This is a genomic window from Streptomyces sp. NPDC087845 (assembly GCF_044742755.1).
Taxonomy (GTDB): domain Bacteria; phylum Actinomycetota; class Actinomycetes; order Streptomycetales; family Streptomycetaceae; genus Streptomyces.
Genome location: NZ_JBIUVC010000001.1, coordinates 891,437 through 915,612, shown reverse-complemented (window position 1 = coordinate 915,612; position 24,176 = coordinate 891,437). Strand labels below are relative to the sequence as shown.

The window sequence follows — 24,176 nt, the reverse complement described above, 5'->3', positions numbered from 1 at the left end:
GCGCCCCGCCCGGCGAGAGGACCCGGTACCTTCAAGCGCACACTGGCGGCACGGGCAACGCGTAACCGGAAAGAGCGGAGTCAGAGCGTGAGCATGAATGCGACCGAGGGGGCCGATCCGTTCGGGACCGCACGGATGCGACGCGGCGTGCTCGACTCCTGGGGAGCCGGCCCCGCCAGGTTCCGCGAGGACGCCAACGCCGAGGAGGACCTCGCACTCGGCGGCTACCGCGACCGCCTCGTCGTCGAGCTGGCCCAGAACGCCGCCGACGCCGCCGCCCGCGCCCAGGTCCCCGGCCGGCTCCGCCTCACCCTTCACCCGGCGACCGCGGACGCCCCCGCCGTACTCGCCGCCGCCAACACCGGCGCCGCCCTCGACGCCACCGGCGTGGAGTCGCTCTCCACCCTGCGCGCCTCCGCCAAGCGGGAGGGGCACGAGGGAGCCGTCGGCCGGTTCGGCGTCGGGTTCGCCGCCGTGCTCGCGGTGAGCGACGAGCCCGCCGTCGTCGGCCGGCACGGCGGCGTCCGCTGGTCCCTCGCCGAGGCCCGCGACCTCGCCGCCCGCGCCGCCGTCGCCAGCCCCGGACTCGGTGACGAGCTCCGCCGCCGCGACGGCCACGTACCGCTGCTGCGGCTCCCGCTGCCCGCCGAGGGCACCGCACCCGACGGGTACGACACCGTCGTCGTCCTCCCGCTGCGCGACGGCGGCGCCGAGGACCTCGTGCTCCGGCTGCTCGACGCGGTCGACGACGCGCTCCTGCTCACCCTGCGCGGCCTCGACGAGATCGTGATCGAGACCCAGGACGCCGTACGGACGCTGCGCCGCTCGCAGCACGGCCCGTACATCCACGTCGAGGACTCCGCTCACGGAACGCACCGCTGGCGCACCGTCACCCGCCACGGCCCCGTCGAGCCCGCCCTGCTCGTCGACCGGCCCCGCGAGGAACGGCTGCGCCCGCACTGGTCGGTCACCTGGGCGGTCCCCGTGGACGCGGAGGGCGCCCCGGTACGCCCCCGCACCGCCCCCGTCGTCCACGCGCCGACGCCCACCGACGAACCCCTCGGCATCCCCGCGCTGCTCATCGCGTCGCTGCCGCTCGACACCGCCCGCCGCCACCCCGCGCCCGGCCCGCTGACCGACTTCCTGGTGCAGCGCGCGGCCGAGGCGTACGCCGAACTGCTCGCCGGCTGGCAGCCGACGGCGGTCGACACCATCGACCTCGTCCCCGGGCCGCTCGGCAAGGGCGAACTGGACGGGGCCCTGCGCGGCGCGATCCTGGCGCGGCTGCCGCGCGTCGCGTTCCTGGCGCCCGCCGCCCCGCGCGACGCAGCCGCCGAAGCGGACCGGTGGGACACCTGGGACGCGGCGGACGGCATCCGCGAGGCGGCCACCACCGCGCTGCGCCCCATCGAGGCCGAGGTGCTGGAGGGCGTCGGTGCCGAGACCGTACGGGTGCTCGCCGAGGTCCTGCCGTGCCTGCTGCCCGCCGGGCTGGAGCGCCGCAGCGAACTGCGCACGCTCGGCGTCGCCCGCGTTCCGCTGACCGAGGCGATCGACCGGCTCGCCGGACTGGAGCGCGACCCCGGCTGGTGGCGGCGGCTGTACGACAGCCTGTCCGGCACCGACCCGGACCGCCTCTCCGGCCTGCCCGTCCCGCTGGCCGGGACGCCTCAGGCGCCGGACGCCGGGGCACCGGCCGCCCCCCGCACCACCATCGGCCCCCGCCAGGTCCTCCTTCCGCTCCCCGACGCGCTCACCGGCCCCGTCCTGGACCGGCTCGCCCGGCTCGGGCTCAAGGTCGCGCACCCGGACGCCGCCCATCCGCTGCTGGAGAAGCTGGGCGCCCTGCCCGCCACCCCGCGCGCCGTGCTGGCGACCCCGCAGGTGCGGGCCGCCGTCGCCGGATCGCTGGACGCGGGCGAGATCTGGGACGAGGACGCGCTGGACGCCGACGAGCTCGCCGAGACCGTCCTCACCCTCGTACGGGACGCCGAGCTGGCCCCCGGCGACGAGCCCTGGCTCGGCGCGCTCGCCCTGCCCGACGAGGACGGCGAACCGGCCCCCGCCAGTGAACTCGTGCTGCCCGGCAGCCCGTTCGCGGCCGTCATGCGGGAGGGCGAACTCGCGCTCTGCGACCAGGAGCTGACCGAACGCTGGGGCGAGCAGCCGCTCACCGCCTGCGGTGTGCTCGCCACCTTCGCCCTCGTCCGGGCCGCCGACGTCGTCCTGGACCCGGACGAACTGGACCCCCGCGAGGGCGACTTCGCCGAGCCCGACGACGCGGGTCTGCTCGACGCCGTGGACGTGTGGTGCGAGGACGTACTCGACCAGCTGCCCGACACCCCCGTGCCGCCGGTCGCCACCGAACTCGTCGCCGTCCGCGACCTGGACCTCGTCGACGACGACGCCTGGCCGCAGGCGCTCGCCCTGCTCGCCCGGCCGCCGCTGCGCGACGCGCTGACCCAGCCGGTGCGGGTGCTGCTGCCCGACGGCACGACCCGGTCCGTCCGCCCGTACACGGCCTGGTGGCTGCGCGACCACCCCGTGCTCGACGGCCGCCGGCCGGCCGGTCTGCGGGCGGCCTCCGGCGACCCGCGGCTGGCCGGACTGTACGACTCCGCCGACGCGACCGGGTTCGACGACGCCCAGGTGCTGCGCGCCCTCGGCGTACGGACCTCCGTGGCCGCCCTGCTCGACGAGCCCGGCGGCGCCGCCGAGCTCCTTGCCCGGCTCGCGGACGAGGACCGTGAGGTCGGCCCCGTACAACTGCACTCCCTGTACACGGCGCTGGCCGATCTCGACCCCGAACAGGTGACGCTGCCCGACGCGCTGCGGGCCGTGGTCGACGGCGAGGTCCGGGTCGTCGACGCGGCGGACGCCGTGATCGCGGACGCCCCGGATCTGCTGCCGCTCACCGCCGGTCTCCCGCTGCTCCCGGTCGCCCCGACGCGCGCGGCCGATCTGGCCGAGCTGTTCCAGGTGCGGCGGCTCGGCGAGACCGTGGCGGCGGAGGTGACGACGGAGGGCGAGGAACACCGGGTTCCGGATGCGGTACGGGTCCTCCTCGGTGCCGGAACCCCGGACACGTACATCGAGCACGGCGAACTGCGCGCGGGCGGCGTCGAACTGGACTGGCGCCGCACGCCCGACGGGACCGTGCACGCCGCCACGCTGGAGGGTGTCGCGGCGGGCCTGGCCTGGGCGGCGGGGCAGTGGCCGCGCCGTTTCGAGGTCGCGGCGCTGCTGGAGGACCCGTCCCGCACGGCCGAACTGGCCCGGGACCGCTGGTTCGACTGAGGCGGGGCGCCCAAGGGCCCCACGAGCGCCGAGGGGGGATCTTCCGAGCGCCGCGGGAGGATCTTCGCAAGAAGTTCGGTTTGGTGTACAACCCTTCACATGTGTGGCGGGTCTGGTCTGTCGAGTCAGCAGACTCACAGACCGAACGAGCCCCGCACGGGTCGCACCACGTACTCGCGGGGCCCTTTCTCCACTGGGGAAAACACATGCGTATTCGTGCCACTGTCGCAGCCGTTTCCGGCGCCCTGGCTCTGACCGCTCTGGCCGTCCCGGCCGCCCACGCGGGCGACCACTCTGCTGCGAACCCGCACAAGCCGACGTCGGCCGCCGAGGTCTTCGGCACCGCCGCCAAGGGGTCCTCGAAGGCCGCCGCGGCCTCCCGCGCCGCCACCGCGGAACCCGTCATCTCCAAGGTCGTCGTCAACGGCGGCAAGAACATCGTCCTGGGCACCACGGCCGCGAAGACGATCTCCGTCTCGGTCACGGCGTCGCACCCGGCCGGTGTCGTCGACGCCTACGCCGACCTGTGGCACGGCACGGACCCGTCCTCGGAGAACACGATCGACGGGGCCATCCTGCCGAACGAGGACGCGGCCAAGTGCACCAAGGTCAACGCGACGACCTCCACCTGCAAGCTGACGTTCACGATCTACCCGCGCTACGACCTGTACAAGAACTCCCTGGCCGGTACCTGGCACGTCTCCGCGGGCGCCTTCGCGGGCAACTACACCGACGTCGCCTACACCGACTTCTACAGCACCGCGCGTGTGCAGCGGCTGTCGAAGCTGACGGTGAACGCCGCCCCGGAGCCCGTGAAGAAGGGCAAGACGATCACGGTCACCGGCAAGCTCTCGCGGGCCAACTGGGAGACCTTCAAGTACCAGGGCTACACCGGGCAGCCGGTGAAGCTCCAGTTCCGCAAGAAGACCAGCTCCACGTACACCACGGTCAAGACGGTCAAGACGAACAGCACCGGCAACCTGAAGACCACGGTCAAGGCGTCGGTCGACGGTTACTGGCGCTACAGCTTCGCCGGTACGTCCACCACCCCGGCCGTCACGACCGCGGGCGACTTCGTCGACGTGAAGTAGTTCTTTCGCGAGACACGCACCATCGCGCACCTTTCCGGGCCGTGTCCGGGGACGGCTCCCGTCCTCCCGGGCACGGCCCGTTCGCATCCCGTATCGCCGGTTCGTCGAGTCGGGCGAGCCAACAGACTGGAGAAACACATGCGTATCCGTGCAGTCGCCGCTGTTTCCGGTGCTCTCGCCCTGACCGCCCTGACCGCCCTGACCGCTCTGCCCGCGTCGGCGGCTCCCGCGGGCGGGACCGGAAAGCCCGCCGCCGCGGCGGAGCCCGTTCTCTCCCAGGTCCTGGTCAACGGCGGAAAGGACATCGTCCTGGGGACGACGGCCCCGAAGACGATCACCCTCTCGGTCACCGCCTCGCACGCCTCAGGCATCGCCGACGGCTGGGTGCTCCTGTGGCACGGGACCGACCCGGACGAGGGCATGGACGGTGCTCTGGTGCCCGAAGGGGGCGCGACCTGCAAGAACGCGAGCGCCACCGCCGCCACCTGCGCGCTCACCCTCACGATCGACCCGAAGGCCGACCTGCGCTGGAACAAGGTGGCGGGCTCCTGGCACGTCCTCGCGGGTGCGTCCGCCAAGGACGGCGGCCTCACGTCCTACGACTCGTACACCACCGCGCGTGTGCAGCGGCTGTCGAAGCTGACGGTCAACGCCGCCCCGGAGCCGGTGAAGAAGGGCAGGACGATCACGGTCACCGGGAAGCTGTCCCGGGCGAACTGGGAGGACCACGCGTACCACGGCTACACCGGGCAGCCGGTGAGGCTCCAGTTCCGCAAGAAGACCGGCTCCACGTACACCACGGTCAAGACGGTCAGGACGAACGGCACCGGCAACCTGAAGACGACGGTCAAGGCGTCGGTCGACGGTTACTGGCGCTACAGCTTCGCCGGTACGTCCACCACCCCGGCCGTCACGACCGCGGGCGACTTCGTCGACGTCAGGTGACGACGTGAAGCCGCCCGCGGCCGCGGGGGGCTAGACCGGGAAGCGGCGGCTGACCAGCCGCCAGGCGAACTCCAGGCCGACCGCCGCCACCACCGCGATCGCCACCGCGGTCCACGGCATCACCGCTCCCACCAGCTTGAGCGCGAAGAAGTTCTGCAGCCACGGCACCACCAGCACGATCAGGAACGCCAGCCCCATCGCCACCACCAGGCAGATCCGCCACCAGGTGTACGGGCGGGCGATGATCGCCAGGACCCACATCGAGACCAGGAACAGCGTGAGCGTGGCCGCGCTGGTCTCCGCGTCCAGCGCGCCCGCACCGGAGTAGTGGCTCCGGGCGATCAGGTACGTCACGAAGGTGGCGACGGCCGCGATGGTGCCCGAGGGGATCGCGTACCGCATGACGCGGCGCACGAAGTGCGGATGGGCCCGTTCCTTGTTGGGCGCGAGGGCCAGGAAGAACGCCGGGATGCCGATCGTCAGCGTCGACAGCAGGGTCAGGTGGCGCGGCAGGAACGGGTAGTCGACCTGGAAGCAGACCACCAGGACCGCCAGCAGCACTGAGTAGACGGTCTTGGTCAGGAACAGCGTGGCGACCCGGGTGATGTTGCCGATCACCCGGCGGCCCTCGGCGACGACGGACGGCAGCGTCGCGAAGCTGTTGTCGAGCAGCACGATCTGGGCGACGGCCCGGGTCGCCTCGGAGCCCGACCCCATGGCGACGCCGATGTCGGCGTCCTTCAGCGCCAGTACGTCGTTGACGCCGTCGCCGGTCATCGCGACGGTGTGGCCGCGGGACTGGAGCGCGCCGACCATGTCCCGCTTCTGCTGCGGGGTGACCCGGCCGAAGACCGCGTTCTCCTCCATGGCCGTGGCCATGTCGTCCGGGTCGGTGGGCAGCCGGCGGGCGTCCAGGGTGTTCCCTGCGCCGGGCATGCCGAGCTTTCCGGCGACCGCGCCGACGGAGACCGCGTTGTCGCCGGAGATGACCTTCGCGGTCACCCTCTGGTCGGCGAAGTAGGCCAGCGTCTCCCCGGCGTCGGGCCGCAGCCGCTGTTCCAGGACGACCAGCGCGCTGGGTACGGCCCCGGTGGCGATGTCCGGTCCTTCGAGCCCGCCCTGTGCGCGGGCCAGCAGCAGCACCCGAAGCCCCTGCTCGTTGAGCTGCTCGATCTCGGTGAGCGCCGGGTCCCGCTCGGGGAGCAGTACGTCGGGGGCGCCGAGCAGCCATGCCGACTGCCGGCCGCCGCCCTCGTCGAACGCGGCGCCGCTGTACTTGCGGGCCGAGGAGAAGGGCAGCGCCTGCGTGCACCGCCACTCCTCGCCGTCCGGGTAGGCGTCGACGATGGCCTGCAGGCTCGCGTTGGGCCGTGGGTCGGAGGCGCCGAGGGCACCCAGCACGCGCTGTACGTACGTGTCGTCCGCGCCGCCGAGCGTCCGCACCTCGGTGACGTCCATGCCGCCCTCGGTGAGGGTGCCGGTCTTGTCCAGGCAGACGACGTCGACGCGGGCCAGGCCCTCGATGGCGGGGAGCTCCTGGACCAGGCACTGCTTGCGGCCGAGCCGTACGACCCCGATCGCGAAGGCGACCGAGGTGAGCAGCACCAGTCCTTCCGGGATCATCGGCACGATGCCGCCGACGGTCCGGGCGATCGACTCCTTGACGTTGTTGTCCTTGACGACGAACTGGCTGATGATCAGGCCGATCGCGGTCGGCACCATCATCCAGGTGACGTACTTGAGGATGGTGGAGATGCCGGTGCGCAGCTCGGACTGGACGAGGGTGAAGCGGGACGCCTCCTCGGCGAGCTGCGCGGCGTAGGCTTCGCGGCCGACCTTGGTGGCGGCGAACGAGCCGCCGCCCGCGACGACGAAGCTGCCGGACATCACGGGGTCGCCGGGATGCTTCAGCACCGGGTCGGCCTCGCCGGTGAGCAGCGACTCGTCGATCTCCAGGCTGTCGGCCTCGGCGACCGTGCCGTCCACGACGACCTTGTCGCCGGGGCCCAGCTCGACGAGGTCCCCGAGGACGATCTCGGAGGTGGAGATCTCGGCCGACACCCCGTCGCGCCGCACCGTGGGTTTGGCCTCGCCGATGACCGCGAGGCTGTCCAGGGTCTTCTTGGCGCGCCACTCCTGGACGATGCCGATGCCGGTGTTGGCGATGATCACGAAGCCGAAGAGGCTGTCCTGGATCGGCGCGACGAACAGCATGATCAGCCAGAGCACGCCGATGATCAGGTTGAACCGGGTGAAGACGTTGGCGTGGACGATCTCGCGGAGGGAGCGGGACGAGCGGACGGGTACGTCGTTGACCTCGCCCCGGGCGATCCGCTCGGCCACCTCGGCCGCGGTCAGCCCACGGGTGTTCACGGGCGGGGCCGGCAGCTTCACCGGATGGACCGGGTCGAGCTCGGACCCGGCGTCGATCATGCCCGGCCCGGGGCGGTCGGCGGAGGCGGCGGCCTCGGGGGTCTGCTCGCCGTAGTCATGGGGTGCCCGCTGCGTCATGGTTCCGACGGTACGGGTGGATCGTCCGAATCACCCATCGGGGGTCCGAAGATCAGACCGGGGGAGGAGGGGGAACGGGGGGTAATGGTCCTGCGGGTGGACGGAGACCCTGAGGCCGGGGCGGTGGACGGCCCGGGGCAGCGGGGACGACGCCGGGGGCGGTGGACGCCGGGGCGGCCGGGACGATGCCGGGGGTGGCGGGCGCCCCGGGGCAGCCGGGGCGATGCCGGGGGCGTGGGACGCCCCCGGTGGCCGGAACGCGTTACGCGGGGGTGCCCGAAGAGCCCTTGTCGTCCGTCCCGGTGTTGGGCACGGGGGTTCCGGCCGACTCCTCCTCGGCGGCGGCCGCAGCCGCGCGCTTGATCGCCGCGTCCCGTCCCCGTACGTACCAGATGCCGATCAGGCCGAGCCCCGCACCGGCCAGGCAGGTCCACACCCACCACGCGTACCCGTGGTCGTCGAACCAGCCGTAGAACGGGAGCTGGACCAGGAAGAGGACGAACCAGAGGATCGTGCCGCCCGTGATGGTGGCGACGACGGGCCCCTCCAGGGGCTCGGGTGCCTCGTGCTTCGGTGTCCACTTCGCCATGACCTCAGTGTATGGGGCCCCCTGCGACCCCCTCCCGGAGCCCGTAAAGACGGCATACATAAAGGCTGCCCGGCCGGGCGGCCCATGGGTCTACGCGCGGAGATAGCGATCTTCGTCTTATGTATTCATACTGAATCTGCTTACGACTGTCTCGAATTATTCGTCTGAAAGTCCAAAGCTGACCACTTTTAACCCCCTCTACGTACGACTGAGGTCATACATGTCCCCCTCGGCCACCGCTCCGGTCGATTCCGTCCAGTCCCCGGCCCCTCAGCCGCAGAACGGCCTGGACCGCTTCTTCAAGATCTCCGAGCGGGGGTCGTCGGTTGCGCGCGAAATCCGCGGCGGATTCGCCACGTTCTTCGCGATGGCGTACATCATCGTGCTGAACCCGATCATCCTCGGTAGCGGCAAGGACATGTACGGTCACCACCTCGACGGTGGCCAACTGGTCACCGCCACCGTGCTGACCGCCGCGTTCACCACCCTGCTCATGGGCGTCATCGGCAATGTGCCGATCGCGCTGGCCGCCGGTCTCGGCGTCAACACCGTCGTCGCGCTCCAGCTCGCCCCCAGGATGACCTGGCCGGACGCGATGGGCATGGTCGTCCTCGCGGGCATCGTGGTGATGCTGCTGGTCGCGACCGGGCTGCGGGAACGCGTGATGAGCGCCGTGCCGAAGTCGCTGCGCAAGGGCATCGCGATCGGTATCGGCCTCTTCATCCTGCTGATCGGCCTGGTCGACTCGGGCTTCGTCTCGCGCTACGTGGACAAGGCGCAGACCACCGTCCCGCTCAAGCTCGGCGGCGTCCTCGACGGCGGTCACCTGCTCGGCTGGCCCGTCCTGATCTTCATCCTCGGTACGTTGCTCACGCTCGCGCTGATCGTCCGCAAGGTGCCGGGCGCGATCCTGATCTCCATCGTCTCGATGACGGTCGTCGCGCTGATCATCAACGCGATCGCCGATCTGCCGGCCGAGGCGTGGGGGCTGACCGTCCCGCAGTGGCCGGGCAACCCGGTGGCCACCCCGGACTTCGGACTGGTCGGTCAGGTCAGCCTGTTCGGCGGCTTCCACAAGGTCGGCGTCCTCACCGGCATCCTGTTCGTCTTCACCGTGCTGCTGTCCTGCTTCTTCGACGCGATGGGCACCATCCTCGGTGTCGGCGACGAGGCGAAGCTGACGGACAAGGACGGCAACTTCCCCGGCATCAACAAGGTGCTGTTCGTCGACGGCATCGCGGTCGCCGCGGGCGGCGCGAGCTCCTCCTCCGCCTCGACCTGCTTCGTGGAGTCCACGGCAGGTGTCGGCGAGGGCGCCCGTACCGGCCTGGCGAGCGTCGTGACGGGTCTGCTGTTCACGGTGGCGCTGTTCCTCACCCCGCTGGCGACCATGGTCCCGTCGCAGGCGGCCACCCCGGCGCTGCTGGCGGTCGGCTTCCTGATCATCTCGGGTTCGGTGCGGGACATCGACTGGAGCGACTACACGCTCTCCATCCCGGCCTTCCTGGCCATGGTGATGATGCCGTTCACGTACTCGATCACCAACGGCATCGGCATGGGCTTCATCGCCTTCTCGGTGCTGCGGGTCGCGGCCGGGCGCTGGCGCGAGGTGCCGGTGGCGATGTACGCGGTGTCGGCGGTCTTCGTCTTCTACTACGCGATGCCGGCCCTCGGCCTCACGTGACCGCTGCCGCCCGGAGGTCCCGCGTGACCGCTTCCGGCCCGAGGTCTCGGGCGACCGCTGTTGCCGCCCGGGGTCTCAGGTGACCTCTTCCGCCCCGACCCCTGCGGCCCCCTCCGAACCGTAGAACTTCTCCGTCTCGTCGACGGCCGCCTTGAAGCGCTCGTCGAAGTCATCGCGAATGAGCGTCCGGACGACATAGTCCTGGACGCTCATTCCGCGTTTGGCGGCATGCTGCCGGAGCCGGTCGAGCAGCTCACCGTCTATCCGCAGGCTGAGCACAGTCGATCCCATGGCAAGCAGGGTTACGGCCCAGGAAGCCGGTTCGCGTCACTTTCCGGATCTGACTCACTCGTTCGGGTGATCGATTGGGCAATCTGCGTCGCGCGCGTGTAACACGAATGGTCTTTAGGGTAGGTAATGAGTTACGCTAATAAACATGCCTGACCTGATCCACGACGGCGACAGTGCGGCCGCCGTGAGCTCCCTCCGCTCAGCCGTGATGCTGCTCGGCCGACGCCTCAAGCACCAGCGCGTCGACGAGTCGCTGAGCCCCACCGAGATGTCGGTGCTCGGCACGCTCGCCCGCTGCGGCTCGGCCACGCCCGGTGAGCTGGCCCGCAAGGAGCATGTGCAGCCTCCGTCGATGACTCGCATCGTCGCGCTGCTGGAGGCGAAGGGGCTGGTCAGACTGGAACCGCACCCCGATGACCGTCGTCAGAAGATGGTCAGCCAGACCGAGCGGGCGGAAGCCATGCTCGAAGAGAGCCGCTCGAAGCGGAACGCCTGGCTGGCCACCCTCGCCGAGGGCCTGGACGAGGACGAGTGGGAGACGCTGCGCAAGGCGGCGCCCGTGCTGGAGAAGCTCGCCCACCTGTAGCGGGGCCGGCCGCGCCGGGACACAGCCGGCGCACCGCCCGCCCCGCCGCATCCCCGTCAGTCAGCGCAATCCATCCGCCCGAGGAGGCGAACCCTTTTGAGTACGGGATCCGGAGCAGACTCCGCCCCCGCACCGACTTCCACCCACGAGAGCAAGCCCGGCGGGACCTTCTCGTCGCTGAAGATCCGCAACTACCGCCTGTTCGCCACGGGCGCCGTGATCTCCAACACCGGTACCTGGATGTCCCGCATCACGCAGGACTGGCTCGTCCTGAGCCTCACCGGATCCGCCACCGCCGTCGGCATCACCACGGCCCTCCAGTTCCTGCCGATGCTTCTCTTCGGCCTGTACGGCGGCGTCATCGCCGACCGTCTCCCGAAGCGGAAGCTTCTCCTCGTCAGCCAGGCGGCGCTCGGCCTGTGCGGGATCGCCCTCGCGGTGCTCACGCTCTCCGGTGTCGTCCAGGTGTGGCACGTCTACCTCATCGCGTTCCTGCTCGGCATGGTGACGGTCGTCGACAACCCGGCCCGCCAGTCGTTCGTCTCGGAGATGGTCGGTCCCGCCCAGCTGCGGAACGCGGTCAGCCTCAACTCGGCGAACTTCCAGTCCGCCCGCCTCATCGGCCCCGCGGTCGCCGGTGTCCTGATCACCACGGTCGGCAGCGGCTGGGCGTTCATGTTCAACGGCCTGTCCTTCGCGGCCCCGCTCGTCGGCCTGACGCTGATGCGTACGAGCGAGCTGCACAAGGCGACCGTCGTGCCGCGCGCCAAGGGGCAGCTGCGGGAGGGACTGCGCTACGTCTCCGGCCGCCCCGAGCTGATCTGGCCGATCGTCCTGGTCGGCTTCGTCGGCACGTTCGGTTTCAACTTCCCGATCTGGCTCACGGCCTTCGCGGACGAGATCTTCCACGGCGGCGCCGGGATGTACTCGTTCTTCAACATCCTCATGGCGGCCGGTTCCCTCGCGGGCGCCCTGCTCGCCGCCCGCCGCCGTTCCTCGCGGCTGCGGATGCTGGTGGCCGCGGGCACGGCGTTCGGTCTGCTGGAGATCATCGCGTCCCTGTCGCCGTCCGTCTGGCTCTTCGCGATCCTGCTGGTCCCCATCGGCATGATCGGCCTGACGACCAACATCAGCGCGAACACGAGCGTCCAGATGGCCGCCGACCCGGCGATGCGCGGCCGGGTCATGAGCCTGTACATGATGGTCTTCGCCGGCGGTACGCCGGTGGGCGCCCCGATCGTCGGCTGGATCAGCGACGCCTACGGGGTCCGTACGGGCATGGCGGTCGGCGGAGCGTTCTCGCTGGTCGCCGCGGTCGGTGTCGGCCTCATGCTGGCCCGTGTCGGCGGCCTCCGCCTCCGGGTCGACCTCCGACCGGGCCGCCCGCACGTGCGGTTCGTCCCGCGCGAGGAGCTGGCCACGGCGGCCTGAGGGCCACCCGCGGCACACGGCACGGCCCCGAGCGGTGGACACCGGTCGGGGCCGTGCCGTGTGCGAGGGGGTGTCAGTCGCGGGGGGACACGCCGTTACGGTGCGACACTCGGCCCATGAGCAGCCTCAGACTCTTTGTCGCCGTTCTGCCGCCCGACCCCGTCCTCCAGGAACTGGGCCGTGCCGTCGCCCCGCTGCACGCGCTGCCCGGTGCCGGGAATCTGCGCTGGACCGGTACGTCCGGCCGGCACTTCACGCTCGCGTTCCTCGGCTCCGTGGACGAGGAACTGCTGCCCGAGCTGCGTGCGCGCCTCGCACGGGCGGCCCGCCGCACCGAGCCCTTCCCGCTGCGCCTCCGCGGTGGCGGCCGGTTCGGCGGGCGGGCGCTGTGGGTGGGGGCCGGGGGCGCACTCGACACCTTGCGGCTCCTCGCCGAACGCGCGGACGCCGCCGCCCGCCGCTCCGGTGTCCCGATGGACCAGCACCGCCGCTACAGCGCGCACCTCACCCTGGCCCGCGGCCGCACCGAGACCGACCTGCGCCCCTACGTCGCGGCCCTCGAAGACTTCGAGGGCACCCCGTGGGAGGTCGGCGAGGTCGCCCTCGTACGCAGCAACCTGCCCGTTTCCGGGGTGGTGGGGGAGCAGCCGCGGTACGAGGTGATCGGATCCTGGTCGCTGGGCCACTGAGACCGGCGGTTACGCTCGAAGGGTGGATCCGAAGACCAGAAACCGCATCATGGCGGCCGCGCTCGTGCTGATGTTCGTCGTCGTCGCCGTGGCAGCCGCCGTCGGTCAGTGACGGCCGGCGCCGGCGGCCGTGCCGCGGGCGGCCGCTGCGCCCTCCGCTCCCCGTCCGGTGGCCCCGGCCGCCCCGCGCCGTCCGGCGACGGGACCGGCACCTGGCGGTACGAACCGACCCATGAGCGCGAGCCATGAGCGCGAGCCTGCGCTCGTCGCGCTCGTCGCGCCCGTCGCGCTCGTCGCGCCCGACCCGTCCGGCCGTGCACCCCTCCCGTCAGGCGGCGACGGCCAGTGCCGTTTCCCTGGCGAACGCCTCCGGGTTGTCCAGCATGATGTTGTGCCCGCACTCCGGGACCGCCACGGCCCGCACCCCGCCCTCGACGAGCGCGTCCTCGCCGGGCAGCGGTCCGTTGTCCAGGGGCCGCAGATACGTACGCGGAATCTCCAGGTCCAGCAGGAGCTCGCGCATCGTCGGTGTCGTTCCCCGGGCGAGCTGCACGGCGCTGCGGTGCAGTGCCTCGGGGCCCGCGAGGCGCATGGCCGACCACCAGTGGGGTCCCACCCGGTCGTGCACTTCCTCCCGGCCGCCGGCCAGGAACTCCTCCTCCGTGTACGCGGCGATGCCGCTGCTGCCCGGCCGCGCCGGACCGGGGGCGACCGGGTCCAGATTGGCGTCGACCAGCACCAGCCGCGCCACCAGCCCGGGGTGGCGGGCCGCGAGTACGACGGCCACCGCGCCGCCCATGCTGTGCGCGGCTAGGAGCTGAAGCGCCGCGTCGCCCACCTGACCGGGCACGTCCGCCCCATCGCGGACGGCACGCTCTACACGGCGATCAAGCGCCTGGAGCGCGCCGGATGGCTGGAGCGGCGGACCGAGCCGGGCAGCAGGGCCGCCCCCCGCCACACCCTGACCCTGACCGAGCAGGGCCGTGAGGTGCTGCGGCGCCGGCTGCGGGAGGCCGACGACGTGGACATCAGTGACGAGAACCGCTGGTTCACCGTCCTCGCCTTCCTCCGCCACCTGGCGGCCCCGGCCGAGCAGGCGGAGGTGCTGCGGCGCCGGCTCGCGTTCCTGGAGGAGCCGAGCAGCTTCTTCTACGAGGGCGAGCGGCCGCTCGGCGCCGAGGCGTTCGAGGACCCGTTCCGGCGGGGGCTGCTGCGGATCGCCCGCGCGACGAGTGAGACGGAGCTGAGCTGGCTCGGGGAGACGCTGAAGGAACTCGAAGCCCCGCGCTGAGGAGCTCCGTGCTGAGGCCCCGCGCTGAGGAGCTCCGCGCTGAGGAGCTCCGCGCTGAGGTTCCGCGCCGAGGCGGGTACGGAACGGGCCGCCGTCACCCGCGCCCCCGAGGTGCGGGGGGACGACGGGGCGACGGCGGCCCGTGAGGAGGGGGCGGACCCGATGCGGGATCCGCTCGGCTCCGGCCGGTACGCGGCGGTCCGTGAAGAGGGGTCAGACCGCCCTCACCAGGCGAACGCCTCCGGCGACGGCCCCGGACCCGGGAAGATCTCGTCGAGCGACGCCAGCAACTCCGCGGAGAGGTCCAGCTCCAGCGCCCGCAGCGCCGAGTCCAGCTGCTCCTGGTTGCGCGGTCCGACGATCGGCCCCGTCACCCCCGGCCGCGTGAGCAGCCACGCCAGGCCGACCTCGCCCGGCTCCAGGCCGTGCTTGTCGAGCAGGTCCTCGTACGCCTGGATCTTCTCGCGCTGTGCCGAGTTCTTCAGCGCGTCCGCGCTGCGGCCGGAGGCCGAACGCCCCGCCGTCCCCTCGCGCTCCTTCTTCAGCACACCGCCCAGCAGGCCGCCGTGCAGCGGGGACCACGGGATGACGCCGAGGCCGTACTCCTGCGCGGCCGGGATGACCTCCATCTCGGCGCGGCGCTCCATCAGGTTGTAGATGCACTGCTCGCTGACCAGGCCCAGCGAGCCGCGCCGGGCGGCCAGTTCATTGGCCTGGGCGATCTTGTAACCGGCGAAGTTCGACGAACCCGCGTAGAGGATCTTGCCCTGCTGGACCAGGACGTCGATCGCCTGCCAGATCTCCTCGAAGGGGGTGCTCCGGTCGACGTGGTGGAACTGGTAGAGGTCGATGTAGTCGGTCTGGAGCCGCTTCAGCGACGCCTCGACCGAGCGCCGGATGTTCACGGCGGAGAGCTTGTCGTGGTTGGGCCAGGCCTCGCCGTCGGCGGCCATGTTCCCGTACATCTTGGTGGCCAGGACCACCTTGTCGCGCCGTTCGCCGCCCTGGGCGAACCAGGTGCCGATGATCTCCTCGGTACGGCCCTTGTTCTCGCCCCAGCCGTAGACGTTCGCGGTGTCGAAGAAATTCAGGCCGGTGTCCAGCGCCGCGTCCATGATGGCGTGGCTGTCGACCTCATTGGTCTGCGGGCCGAAGTTCATGGTGCCGAGGACGAGGCGGCTGACCTTGAGTCCGGTGCGTCCGAGCTGCGTGTACTCCATGGGCACCAAGCCAACGCCTTCGAGTCCGCTCGAAGCAAGAGCGAGCGGCTTCGGGCGCGGCCCGGAACGAACCCTGCCCCCGGCGGGAGTGCCGGGGGCGGGGCGTCGGGCGAACGGCCGGCCCGAACGGCCCGGTGCGGACGGCTACTTCAGGTACACGATGCCGTCGGTGGTGACCGCCGGGCGGCCGGACGTGGCCACGACGACGATCTTGACGGTGTGCTTGGCGCTGCCGGTCCAGCTCTGCGTCCACAGCGCGTCGCGGTACTTGGCGGTGGCGGACTTCAGGTCCACCGTGGAGACCTTGACCCCGTCGACATAGACGTACACCTGGCCGGAGGTGGAGGCCCGCGAGGCCACCAGGGCGACCGAGCGGCCGGTGAACGTCCAGCTCAGGCTCGCGCCCTTGGACGAGCTGGAGTATGACGTGCCGCCGAGGTAGCTGGTCGAGGACTTCGTCGCCCAGGTGCCGGTCTTCGCCGCCGAGCTCTCCTGCAGGATGACCGGCGTGCCGGAGACCGAGGCGGCGGCGGTGTTGCCGGCCCGGTCGTACGCGGTCATGGCCCAACCGGTCGCCGCACCCGGCTTCGCGGTGTGCGAGGCGCTGGTGGTCGTCGGGCCGTAGGTCCTGGCGACCGGGGCGGTGAGCCTGACCTCCTTGAGCGAGGCGGCGTCGGCGGCCTTCCACTTCAAGGTGACCGGGACGGCCGTGGTGTTCACCGTGCCGGTGCGCAGGGCCAGGTTCGGCCTGGTGGTGAAGGCGGGCGCCGTCAGGTCGGCGACGACCGTGGCCGCGGCGGAGGTGGTGACCTTGCCCGACTGGTGGGTGGCGCGGACCTGGACCCGGTGGGAGCCGGCGGCGAGGGTGGCCTTGGCGGAGGTGGCGGTGCCCGCGGTGGTCGCGACGGCCTTGCCGTCGACCAGCAGTTCGTACGTGGAGACGAACGCGCTCGGGGTGGCCGCCGACCAGCCGACGGTGACCGCGGACTTGGTGTAGTACGTCGTGCCCGAGAGCCCGGCTCCGGTCACCGACGTGACGGCCAGTCCGGTGACGGGGCCGGCGGCGAGGCTGCGGATCGCGGGCAGCTGCCCGTACAGCTTGGTGCCGGGGCACTGGGTGTTGAAGCCGTCGCGGTGCCCGGAGATCTGCTTGAAGGAGTACTTCGCACCGGCGGTGAACTTCGTACCGGAGTAGTTGCCCCCCGTGGCGCCCGCGGTGAGCTGGGTGGTGCCCGCCGGGTCACCTTTGTACTGGCCGAGCTTCCATGCCGCGATCCGGGCCACCGAGGTGGTCACCGCGCCGGGGGCGGCCGCGTCCGTGTACGTGCCGATGACCGCGATGCCGGCCGTGTCCCGGTTGAAGCCGTAGGTGTGCGCGCCGAAGACCGGCCGGTCCACCCCGCCCTTGCGGCCTTCGAAGATCGTCCCGCACTTGTCGACCAGGAAGTTGTAGCCGATGTCCTTCCACTGCTCGCTCCGGACGTGGTACGCGTACACGCTGCGCACGACCGCCGCGGAGTCGGCGCACGAGTAGTTGTTGGTCCCCGCGGTGTGGTGGACGAAGACGGCCTTGACGGTGTTCAGGTACTCCGGCGCCTCCGGGCTCATCGACTCGTCGGCGCCCCAGCCCGCACGCGAGGTGATGGGGGGCTCCGGCACGGTCGACGGCGGCGCGGGCGGCAGGGTCCCGGCCGGGGGCGTACTCGCGGACGGCGAGGGGCTCTGGTCCACCGGGGGAGTGGGCTCCGCCGGGGCCGGACCGGACGGGGACGGCGGCACCGGGGCGGACGGCGTGGCGTCGGCGGACGGGTCCGCGCTGTCGCTCGGCGCGGGTGCCTCGGGCGCGGCCGGGTCCGCCGGGTCCGCCGGGTCCGCAGAGGGGCCGGTCGCGGCATCGGCCGCGGGGATGTCGGCGGCGAACGCGGCCGGGTCCGCGTCCAGGGTGCCGCTCCGGCCCGGGTCCACGGTGTCCAGCCGCAGCCCCGCGGGCAGCTTGGCGGAGATCCTGCCGCCCGCGTTGATCCGTACCTCGACACCGTTGGACGGACCCACCCAGCGCGGCTCGGTGCTTCCGCGTACGCCGGCCCGGCCGGTCTCCGTACGGCCGTCGACATCGGTTTCGAGCGGCAGCCAGGACGTCCAGCTCCCGTCGGCGGCGGACCGGGTCCGCACCTCCACGGCTCCGGTGACCTTGGCCCCGGGGTCGGTCCAGGTGACGCCCAGCATGCTGAACGGCGCGGTGTCCCGCTTGCCGAGGGAGGCGGACGTGCCGTCGCCGGCGACCTTCAGCGCGGTCGCGCGCACATCGGCCCTGGCCGGGCCGGACTTGGCGTCGGCGGGCACCGAGGGGTTGCCCGTCACCCCCTCGAAGACCAGGACGCCCGCCACGGCGGAGGTGGCCACGGCGGCCGTGACCCAGATTCTCTTCTTCGCTCTCACGTCGTACCCCAAGGGTCGTGCGGGACTGATGGTTCTCAGGTGCTGCGGTCGGTGACAGCTGGTCATGTCAGGGACCAGTGGGGGGTACGACTGCTACCGCGCACGCAGTGGAGGCTCAGCTTGCCATGCCGCGGCGGCGACTCGGCCCTCCCCCCTGTGCGTGCCGCCCGGGCGCGGGGTGAATTCCGCTTCCGTTCACCGCCGGGCAAACCGGTCCAGGGCGGCCAGCACCGCCCGGCTCGTCGCCGGACCGCCCAGATGCCCCGCTCCGTCGATCACGGTCAGTTCCGCGTCCGGCCACGCCTTCGCCAGTTCCCACGCGGTGATCAGCGGCCCGCCCAGGTCGAACCGCCCGTGCACCAGCACGCCCGGGATCCCGGCCAGCCGCCCCGCGTCCCGGATCAGCTGCCCCTCCTCCAGCCAGGCGCCGTGGGAGAAGTAGTGCGAGCAGATCCGCACCAGCGCCTGCCGGGCCCGGCCGGGGCGCCCGCTGTACGGCGGCGGTCCGGTGTACGCCTCCTGGGAGAGCACCGCGTCCTCCCAGGCGCACCAGTCGGCCGTCGCCTTCTCCCGCACCCCGGCGTCGGGGCTCTCCATCCGCCGGGCGTACGCGGTGAGGACGTCCGCCGTCGCGTCGCTCCCGGCCTCCGGCACACCGGCCCGGAACAGCTCCCACGCCTCGGGGAAGATCTGCCCGGCGCCCCGGTACAGCCAGTCGATCTCGGAGCGCCGGGTCGTCGTGACGGCCGCGATGACGATCTCGGAGACCCGTTCCGGGTACTGCTCGGCGTACGCGAGGATCAGCGTCGAGCCCCAGGAACCGCCGTACAGGAGCCACTTGTCGATCCCGAGGTGGCGGCGCAGCCGCTCCATGTCGGCGATCAGCCGGTCGGTCGTGTTGTACCGCAGGTCGGCGGCCGGGTCGCTCGCGTGCGGGGTGGAGCGGCCGCAGCCCCGCTGGTCGAAGAGGACGACGCGGTAGCGGTCCGGGTCGAAGTACTGCCGGGGCTGCTCCGTGCATCCCGAGCCGGGGCCGCCGTGCACGACGAGTGCGGGTCTGCCCTCCGGGTTGCCGCACACCTCCCAGTACACGAGGTTGCCTTCGCCGACATCGAGCATGCCGTGCTCGTACGGTTCGGCCGGCGGGTACTTCTCGTCGGGTCTGCGGTCCATGGCGCGGAGCTCCCTCGGTTCGGCGGGCAAAGGAGCCAGCCTAGGGCGGGCGTAGCCTGGGCGCTGTGAATTCCGTACCCCGGATACTGGCCGTACTCGACGAGCTGCTGACCGCCGCCGCCCCCAGTGATCGCGGCGCGCTGTGGCAACTTGCCGAGCAGGGGCGGGAGTTGGACGCCAATCTGGTGCGTCTCCCGCCGGGTGCGGAGGTCGGTGAGCATCAGGAGGACGTCCTGGACGTCCTCCTCGTCGTCGTCGCGGGCAGCGGCCGGGTGGCCGTCGGGGGCGACGAGCTGCGGCTGACCCCGACCACCGTCCTCTGGCTGCCCCGCACCTCCCGCCGCGCTCTCGCGGCGGGACCGGAGGGGCTGGCGTACGTGACCGTCCACCGCCGCCGCCCCGGCCTGTCCGTCAGGTCCTCGGCCGCGGTGTCCCCGGCGGCGCACGAGGGCGGCGAGGCGCCCTGCATGCCGGACCGGGTCTGCCCCGCGTGCGGCCGGCTCTCGCAGGACCCGGAGCCGGTGTTCTGCAGCCGGTGCGGGGAGCGGTTCGCGGACCGCTCCGGCCCCCTCGGCCCTGCTCCCTCCCCGTAGCGGGCGAGGCGCTGATCCCCTGCCCCTTGCGCCTGCCCCTGCTCCTTGCGCCTGCCGGGCATTCCGTATGCGCAATACCTCGCAAACAGAGCTAAAATGGACAGATGGCGGCGGCTGATCTGTCCGATGAGCTCGCCGGACTTCTGCCCCGTATCCAGCGGCTCGCCCGGCGAAGGCTGTGGAGCGGCCTGAGCGGCCCGCGGCTGCGGGGCGCGCACGCCGAACTGCTCCGGCTCGTCGCCGCCGAGCCCGGCATCCGGGTCTCGGCCGCCGCGCACGACCTCTGCCTCGCGGCCAACTCGGTCAGCACCCTGGTCAACCGCCTCGTCGCGGAAGGGCTGTTGCGGCGGGACACGGACCCCGGTGACGGGCGCGCCGCGCTGCTGTACCCGACCGCCGCAGGCATCGGGAGGATGCGCGAGTGGGGTGCGCGGCGCGACGCGCTCTTCCGTGAACACGTGGCGAGACTCGATGCGGCCGAGCGGGACGCGCTGACCGCCGCGCTCCCGTCACTGCGCAGACTCGCCGAGTCACTGCGAGAAGGGGAGGAGACGACCCCGTGACCACGCCGACACCCCCCGAGGGCCCGCAGGCGCCGGAGGCCCCCGCCCTCAACTGCACCGGCCTGAGCTACAGCTTCGGCGACGCGAAGGCCGTCGACGGCCTGGACCTGCTGGTCGGCCCGGGGGAGGTGTTCGGTCTCCTGGGGCCCAACGGCGCGGGCAAGACCACCACCATGCGCGCGATCACCACACTCCTGCCCGTGGCGCCCGGCGTCATCGAGGTGTTCGGCCACGACGCGGCCCGGCAGAAGATGGCGGTACGGCGCCTGCTCGGCTACGTACCGCAGCAGTTGTCGGCCGACGCGAGCCTGACCGGCCGGGAGAACGTCCAGCTCTTCGCCCGCGTCTTCGACGTGCCGCGTCGCCAGCGTGCCGCGCGGGTCTCCCAGGCGCTGGACGCGGTCGGGCTCGGTGAGGTCGCGCACCGGCTCGCCGCCACGTACTCCGGCGGCATGGTCCGCCGCCTCGAACTCGCGCAGGCCCTGGTCAGCGCGCCCCGGCTGATGATCCTGGACGAGCCGACCATCGGCCTCGACCCGATCGCGCGGGACAGCGTCTGGGACCGCATCAACGAGATACGGACCGGCACCGGCATGACCGTGCTGGTCACGACGCACTCCATGGACGAGGCGGACCAGCGCTGCGACCGGCTCGCGCTGATGCACCTCGGCAGGCTCCGCGCGCTCGGCACCCCCGCCGAACTGAAGGACGAACTCGTCGCCCACCGCCGGGAGTCGGGCGAAACGGGCCTGCCGCCGCCCTCCCTGGAGGACGTCTTCCGCCACCACTCCGGACGCGGACTGAACGACCCCGGCTCCGGTTCCGGTTTCGGTTCCGGCTCCGGTTCCGACGAAGGGAAGGGAGCGTTCCGAGATGTCCGCCGTACCCGTCGCACCGCATCCCGTCTCGGCTGAGTCCGGCCCGCCCGACCGGCGCTTCGCGCTGCTGCTGTCGCCGCCGCCGCCCCGCACCGGCTGGCGCGTCGTACCGGCGAGAGTGGCCGCGATGTGCACGGTCGAACTCCAGAAGCTGCTCCACGACCGCACCGAGATCTACACCCGCGCCATCCAGCCCGCCCTCTGGCTCCTGATCTTCGGCGAGACCTTCTCCCGCATCCACGCCATCCCCACCGGGGGCGTCCCGTACCTCGACTTCCTCGCGCCCGGCATCATCGCCCAGTCCGCCATGTTCATCGCGATCTTCTACGGCATCATGATCATCTGGGAGCGGGACTCCGGCGTCCTCACCAAACTCATGGTCACCCCCACGCCCCGCACCGCCCTGGTGACGGGCAAGGCCTTCGCCGCCGGGGTGAAGGCGCTGATCCAGGCCGCGGTCGTGATACTGATCGCCGCCCTGCTGGGCGTGGGCATGACGTGGAACCCGCTGCGGCTGCTCGGCGTCGTGGTGGTGGTCGTGCTCGCCTCGGCGTTCTTCTCCTGCCTGTCGATGACGATCGCCGGGATCGTCCTCACCCGCGACCGGCTGATGGGCATCGGCCAGGCCATCACGATGCCGCTCTTCTTCGCCTCCAACGCGCTCTACCCGGTCGCCCTGATGCCCGGCTGGCTCCAGGTCATCAGCAGGGTGAACCCGCTGAGCTACCAGGTCGACGCCCTGCGCGGCCTCCTCATCGGCACCCACGCCCACCTGCCCCTGGACTTCGCGGTCCTCGCTGTCGCGGCACTGGTCGGCATCGTCGCCGCCGGTTCCCTGCTGGGGCGCCTCGCCCGCTGAGCACCGCCGTTCCGGCGGGTACGCGCCCGAGTGGGCGCGCAGCACCGCCGGAACCGGCCCCTATGGCGTGGTGTCAGAGGCGGTGGACCGTGTGCAGAGTCCTGGCGTAGGTGCCCGTGCCGTCCAGCAGGGAGGCACCGCCGAGGTCGGCCATGGTGGGCCCGTTGACGGTCTTGCGGCTGGAGAGGAAGCGCCGCTTGCCGGCGGCGTCCTCGCCCAGGTAGATGCCGACGTGGTCGACGGTGGCCGTCGTGCTGTCGTCGCCGGAGTCGGCGTTGAACAGCACCAGGTCGCCGGGTTGCAGCTGCGTCGCGGCGGGCGGATTGGTGCCGTTGGTCCGGTCGACGCGCACACCGGGCGAGTAGTCGGCCATGTCCCGGGACTTGCGGGGAATTCGCAGCCCGGAGGTGTCCTCGCCCGCGGCCAGCGGCACGCCCATGTGGTAGCCGTACACCATGCGCGTGTAGCCGGAGCAGTCGAGATTGCCGACCTGCTTGCTGGACGGCCCGGTGTAGGCACCGTCGTCGAAGGTCCAGCCGATGCCCATGTACTCGTGGAAGTCGGCGCCCTCGTAGCGGTAGCCCTGAGGATTCAGGTACCCGTACCCGGCCTCGCCCAGCACCTGCTTGCCCTGGGCCGGTCCCGCCCCGGCCGTCACCGCGGGCGCCCCGCCGAGGAACATCGCGGCGTACGCGAGCACGTCCGGAGCCGTGGAACCGGCCCAGCCGCGTATGCTCCGCTCCACCTCGTCGGTCCACGTGCCGTCGAAGGGCCGGGGCAGCACACGCACCCAGTCGCCGTGAGTGACGCTCGGCGGGACGTTCCAGTTCGCGGCATCCACCTGGAAGCGGCTGACGGAGAGCTTGACCGGCAGGTTGGTGCAGCCGGTGTTGGCCAGTGCCCGCAGGCCCACCCGGCCCTTGGTGAAGGTGGAGTCACTGACGTCGACGGCCCACGCGGAGGGTTCCGCCGATGTCGAACGCCACGCCTTGACCTGGATGCGGGGGCCCTCACGGCGCACCCGGATCGTCCATTCGGTGCCCGCGGGCACGCCCGTGGCGAGTGTCAGGGCCGACGTCAGCTGGGTGACCGTGTCGGCGACCTCCTTCTCGACGCGCAGTTCGACCGCGCCCGTGGTGAGGAAGGACAGCCGGGCCCGGTAGTTGTTGTGGGTGTCCTGATAGCCGAAGGACAGCGCGTACGAGCACGCCTGACCGGTGGGCACCTTGTCGAACCCGGCCACGGAGCGCACATCGACGTCGGTGATCTCGTCGTCGCGCAGGCTGGCGTGACGGCTGGCGTTCTCGGTGGTCAGGGCGATGACGCCGGTACCCGGCACCACCGAGTAGTCGGTGCCGGCGGGCCCGAGCGTGGACCAGCTGCCGCCGCCCGGGGAAGTGCCCCAGTACTGCCGCTCCGCGGTCGGCAGCGACACGTCCGGCAGCGTGCGCCGGAAGTCGTCCGCGAAGGGCCGCTTGTTCTCGCTGAACGTACGCTGCGGACCCGGCAGTACGACGGTCCGCGCGCCGTGGGTCAGCAGCGCGACGCGTCTGCCGCCGGAGGTGACCTCGGTACGGGCCGGGGTACCCGGCAGCACGGCGGGGGTGAGCGGGGTGCTCAGTGTCACGGAGGTGAAGTAGGAGGCGTCCAGCGGGGGCATCGTCACGGAGAAGCAGGCCGAGGCCGGACCGGCCGGCGCCGCGAAGGGCTGCACGGACACGGCCGAGCCGGCGGCGCGCGCCGGAGCGGTGGCCAGGCCGGTGAGCGGAACGGAGGCGGCGGAGGCGGCGAGGGCAGTCAGCAGACTGCGCCGGGATGTGTTGATCATGTGGCACATGATCGCGTGTGCCGCGCCCGCTGTTCCCCCGGCCTGCTGCGCCGCGTACGGCAGGAAGTCGGCCGGGCGGCGAGTTCGGCGAGCAAGTCGCGTACGAGGTAATGCAGTTCACCGACTCCCGGGCAGGGCCGGTCGCGCGGACCGGGATCGCGGACGGTGGCCTGCCGCATGAACCGGTTCTGGAGGTGGTGGCCCGGGAAGGGTAAGGG

At 72.0% G+C, this 24,176-nt stretch carries 19 protein-coding genes and 1 pseudogene; 12 read left to right on the top strand and 8 right to left on the bottom strand.

From position 1 onward, the window contains the following. The first annotated feature begins 93 nt into the window (after window positions 1-93). The 3 genes from ACIOMQ_RS04215 (at window position 94) to ACIOMQ_RS04205 (ending at window position 5,333) form a co-directional block, all read left to right on the top strand. Window positions 94-3,297: a sacsin N-terminal ATP-binding-like domain-containing protein gene (locus ACIOMQ_RS04215; protein WP_362196027.1), complete on the top strand. Its 3,204-nt coding sequence runs from the start codon at window positions 94-96 to the stop codon at window positions 3,295-3,297. 206 nt (window positions 3,298-3,503) lie between these two features. After that, window positions 3,504-4,388 (top strand): DUF5707 domain-containing protein, encoded by an 885-nt coding sequence (locus ACIOMQ_RS04210; protein WP_362195281.1) that lies wholly within the window; start codon window positions 3,504-3,506, stop codon window positions 4,386-4,388. A gap of 138 nt (window positions 4,389-4,526) precedes the next feature. Beyond that, complete coding sequence (locus ACIOMQ_RS04205; protein ID WP_402187794.1) at window positions 4,527-5,333, top strand: DUF5707 domain-containing protein; 807 nt, start codon at window positions 4,527-4,529, stop codon at window positions 5,331-5,333. 30 nt (window positions 5,334-5,363) lie between these two features. On the opposite strand, the gene ACIOMQ_RS04200 is transcribed toward ACIOMQ_RS04205, so the two are convergent. After that, window positions 5,364-7,844: an HAD-IC family P-type ATPase gene (locus ACIOMQ_RS04200; protein WP_401753713.1), complete on the bottom strand. Its 2,481-nt coding sequence runs from the start codon at window positions 7,842-7,844 to the stop codon at window positions 5,364-5,366. Between the two features lie 262 nt (window positions 7,845-8,106). After that, window positions 8,107-8,433 carry a DUF2530 domain-containing protein gene (locus tag ACIOMQ_RS04195; RefSeq protein ID WP_362195290.1) on the bottom strand — a complete coding sequence of 109 codons (327 nt, stop codon included), beginning with the start codon at window positions 8,431-8,433 and terminating at the stop codon, window positions 8,107-8,109. A 220-nt stretch (window positions 8,434-8,653) separates the two neighbouring features. Here ACIOMQ_RS04195 and ACIOMQ_RS04190 point away from each other — a divergent pair, with 220 nt between their 5' ends. After that, entirely contained in the window at window positions 8,654-10,117 is a 1,464-nt protein-coding gene (locus ACIOMQ_RS04190; RefSeq protein ID WP_362195293.1) for an NCS2 family permease, read from the top strand. 75 nt (window positions 10,118-10,192) lie between these two features. Here ACIOMQ_RS04190 and ACIOMQ_RS04185 read toward each other — a convergent pair whose 3' ends face one another. Next, window positions 10,193-10,408, bottom strand: coding sequence for a ribbon-helix-helix protein, CopG family (locus ACIOMQ_RS04185; protein WP_362195296.1), 216 nt, complete (start codon window positions 10,406-10,408; stop codon window positions 10,193-10,195). 145 nt (window positions 10,409-10,553) lie between these two features. Between ACIOMQ_RS04185 and ACIOMQ_RS04180 the strand changes: the two genes are divergently transcribed. The 3 genes from ACIOMQ_RS04180 (at window position 10,554) to thpR (ending at window position 13,114) form a co-directional block, all read left to right on the top strand. After that, a complete protein-coding gene (locus ACIOMQ_RS04180) occupies window positions 10,554-10,994 on the top strand; it encodes a MarR family transcriptional regulator (RefSeq protein WP_362195299.1) in 441 nt (146 codons plus the stop codon). A 96-nt stretch (window positions 10,995-11,090) separates the two neighbouring features. After that, window positions 11,091-12,425 carry an MFS transporter gene (locus tag ACIOMQ_RS04175; RefSeq protein ID WP_401985643.1) on the top strand — a complete coding sequence of 445 codons (1,335 nt, stop codon included), beginning with the start codon at window positions 11,091-11,093 and terminating at the stop codon, window positions 12,423-12,425. Window positions 12,426-12,541: 116 nt separating this feature from the next. Further along, entirely contained in the window at window positions 12,542-13,114 is a 573-nt protein-coding gene (gene thpR / locus ACIOMQ_RS04170) for an RNA 2',3'-cyclic phosphodiesterase (protein ID WP_362195305.1), read from the top strand. Between the two features lie 328 nt (window positions 13,115-13,442). Here the strand turns inward: thpR and ACIOMQ_RS04165 are convergent. Continuing rightward, window positions 13,443-13,928 (bottom strand): annotated as a pseudogene (locus ACIOMQ_RS04165) (alpha/beta fold hydrolase); the annotation flags it as partial. A gap of 3 nt (window positions 13,929-13,931) precedes the next feature. Here ACIOMQ_RS04165 and ACIOMQ_RS04160 point away from each other — a divergent pair. Beyond that, window positions 13,932-14,405, top strand: coding sequence for a PadR family transcriptional regulator (locus ACIOMQ_RS04160; RefSeq protein WP_402187937.1), 474 nt, complete (start codon window positions 13,932-13,934; stop codon window positions 14,403-14,405). A gap of 224 nt (window positions 14,406-14,629) precedes the next feature. Here ACIOMQ_RS04160 and ACIOMQ_RS04155 read toward each other — a convergent pair whose 3' ends face one another. The 3 genes from ACIOMQ_RS04155 to pip all read right to left on the bottom strand — a co-directional run bounded on the left by ACIOMQ_RS04155 (window position 14,630) and on the right by pip (window position 19,237). Continuing rightward, window positions 14,630-15,625, bottom strand: coding sequence for an aldo/keto reductase (locus tag ACIOMQ_RS04155; RefSeq protein WP_362195311.1), 996 nt, complete (start codon window positions 15,623-15,625; stop codon window positions 14,630-14,632). A 144-nt stretch (window positions 15,626-15,769) separates the two neighbouring features. Next, complete coding sequence (locus ACIOMQ_RS04150) at window positions 15,770-18,064, bottom strand: peptidoglycan recognition protein (protein WP_402187792.1); 2,295 nt, start codon at window positions 18,062-18,064, stop codon at window positions 15,770-15,772. 195 nt (window positions 18,065-18,259) lie between these two features. After that, complete coding sequence (gene pip, locus ACIOMQ_RS04145; RefSeq protein ID WP_401263032.1) at window positions 18,260-19,237, bottom strand: prolyl aminopeptidase; 978 nt, start codon at window positions 19,235-19,237, stop codon at window positions 18,260-18,262. A gap of 65 nt (window positions 19,238-19,302) precedes the next feature. On the opposite strand from pip, the gene ACIOMQ_RS04140 reads away from it, so the two are divergent. The 4 genes from ACIOMQ_RS04140 (at window position 19,303) to ACIOMQ_RS04125 (ending at window position 22,130) form a co-directional block, all read left to right on the top strand. Further along, complete coding sequence (locus ACIOMQ_RS04140; protein WP_402187789.1) at window positions 19,303-19,830, top strand: hypothetical protein; 528 nt, start codon at window positions 19,303-19,305, stop codon at window positions 19,828-19,830. 104 nt (window positions 19,831-19,934) lie between these two features. Further along, window positions 19,935-20,393 (top strand): MarR family transcriptional regulator, encoded by a 459-nt coding sequence (locus tag ACIOMQ_RS04135; protein WP_362195324.1) that lies wholly within the window; start codon window positions 19,935-19,937, stop codon window positions 20,391-20,393. Then, on the top strand, window positions 20,390-21,307 hold the full coding sequence (locus ACIOMQ_RS04130) for an ATP-binding cassette domain-containing protein (RefSeq protein WP_362195327.1): 918 nt from the start codon (window positions 20,390-20,392) through the stop codon (window positions 21,305-21,307). The genes ACIOMQ_RS04135 and ACIOMQ_RS04130 overlap by 4 nt, the downstream gene beginning before the upstream one ends. Then, the gene (locus ACIOMQ_RS04125; RefSeq protein ID WP_362195330.1) at window positions 21,267-22,130 is read left to right on the top strand and encodes an ABC transporter permease; all 864 of its coding nucleotides are present in this window, start codon (window positions 21,267-21,269) and stop codon (window positions 22,128-22,130) included. The genes ACIOMQ_RS04130 and ACIOMQ_RS04125 overlap by 41 nt, the downstream gene beginning before the upstream one ends. Before the next feature lie 73 nt (window positions 22,131-22,203). Here ACIOMQ_RS04125 and ACIOMQ_RS04120 read toward each other — a convergent pair whose 3' ends face one another. After that, on the bottom strand, window positions 22,204-23,958 hold the full coding sequence (locus tag ACIOMQ_RS04120; protein ID WP_402187787.1) for an NlpC/P60 family protein: 1,755 nt from the start codon (window positions 23,956-23,958) through the stop codon (window positions 22,204-22,206). Window positions 23,959-24,176: the final 218 nt, after the last annotated feature.

What these genes read in the sequence shown, in the direction of transcription:
- ACIOMQ_RS04185 (WP_362195296.1), bottom strand. Translation starts at nt 10,408, where the DNA reads ATGGGATCGACTGTGCTCAGCCTGCGGATAGACGGTGAGCTGCTCGAC.
- ACIOMQ_RS04190 (WP_362195293.1), top strand. Translation starts at nt 8,654, where the DNA reads ATGTCCCCCTCGGCCACCGCTCCGGTCGATTCCGTCCAGTCCCCGGCC.
- ACIOMQ_RS04195 (WP_362195290.1), bottom strand. Translation starts at nt 8,433, where the DNA reads ATGGCGAAGTGGACACCGAAGCACGAGGCACCCGAGCCCCTGGAGGGG.
- ACIOMQ_RS04155 (WP_362195311.1), bottom strand. Translation starts at nt 15,625, where the DNA reads ATGGAGTACACGCAGCTCGGACGCACCGGACTCAAGGTCAGCCGCCTC.
- ACIOMQ_RS04180 (WP_362195299.1), top strand. Translation starts at nt 10,554, where the DNA reads ATGCCTGACCTGATCCACGACGGCGACAGTGCGGCCGCCGTGAGCTCC.
- ACIOMQ_RS04210 (WP_362195281.1), top strand. Translation starts at nt 3,504, where the DNA reads ATGCGTATTCGTGCCACTGTCGCAGCCGTTTCCGGCGCCCTGGCTCTG.
- ACIOMQ_RS04215 (WP_362196027.1), top strand. Translation starts at nt 94, where the DNA reads ATGAATGCGACCGAGGGGGCCGATCCGTTCGGGACCGCACGGATGCGA.
- ACIOMQ_RS04125 (WP_362195330.1), top strand. Translation starts at nt 21,267, where the DNA reads ATGTCCGCCGTACCCGTCGCACCGCATCCCGTCTCGGCTGAGTCCGGC.
- pip (WP_401263032.1), bottom strand. Translation starts at nt 19,237, where the DNA reads ATGGACCGCAGACCCGACGAGAAGTACCCGCCGGCCGAACCGTACGAG.
- ACIOMQ_RS04205 (WP_402187794.1), top strand. Translation starts at nt 4,527, where the DNA reads ATGCGTATCCGTGCAGTCGCCGCTGTTTCCGGTGCTCTCGCCCTGACC.
- ACIOMQ_RS04120 (WP_402187787.1), bottom strand. Translation starts at nt 23,958, where the DNA reads ATGATCAACACATCCCGGCGCAGTCTGCTGACTGCCCTCGCCGCCTCC.
- thpR (WP_362195305.1), top strand. Translation starts at nt 12,542, where the DNA reads ATGAGCAGCCTCAGACTCTTTGTCGCCGTTCTGCCGCCCGACCCCGTC.
- ACIOMQ_RS04135 (WP_362195324.1), top strand. Translation starts at nt 19,935, where the DNA reads ATGGCGGCGGCTGATCTGTCCGATGAGCTCGCCGGACTTCTGCCCCGT.
- ACIOMQ_RS04200 (WP_401753713.1), bottom strand. Translation starts at nt 7,844, where the DNA reads ATGACGCAGCGGGCACCCCATGACTACGGCGAGCAGACCCCCGAGGCC.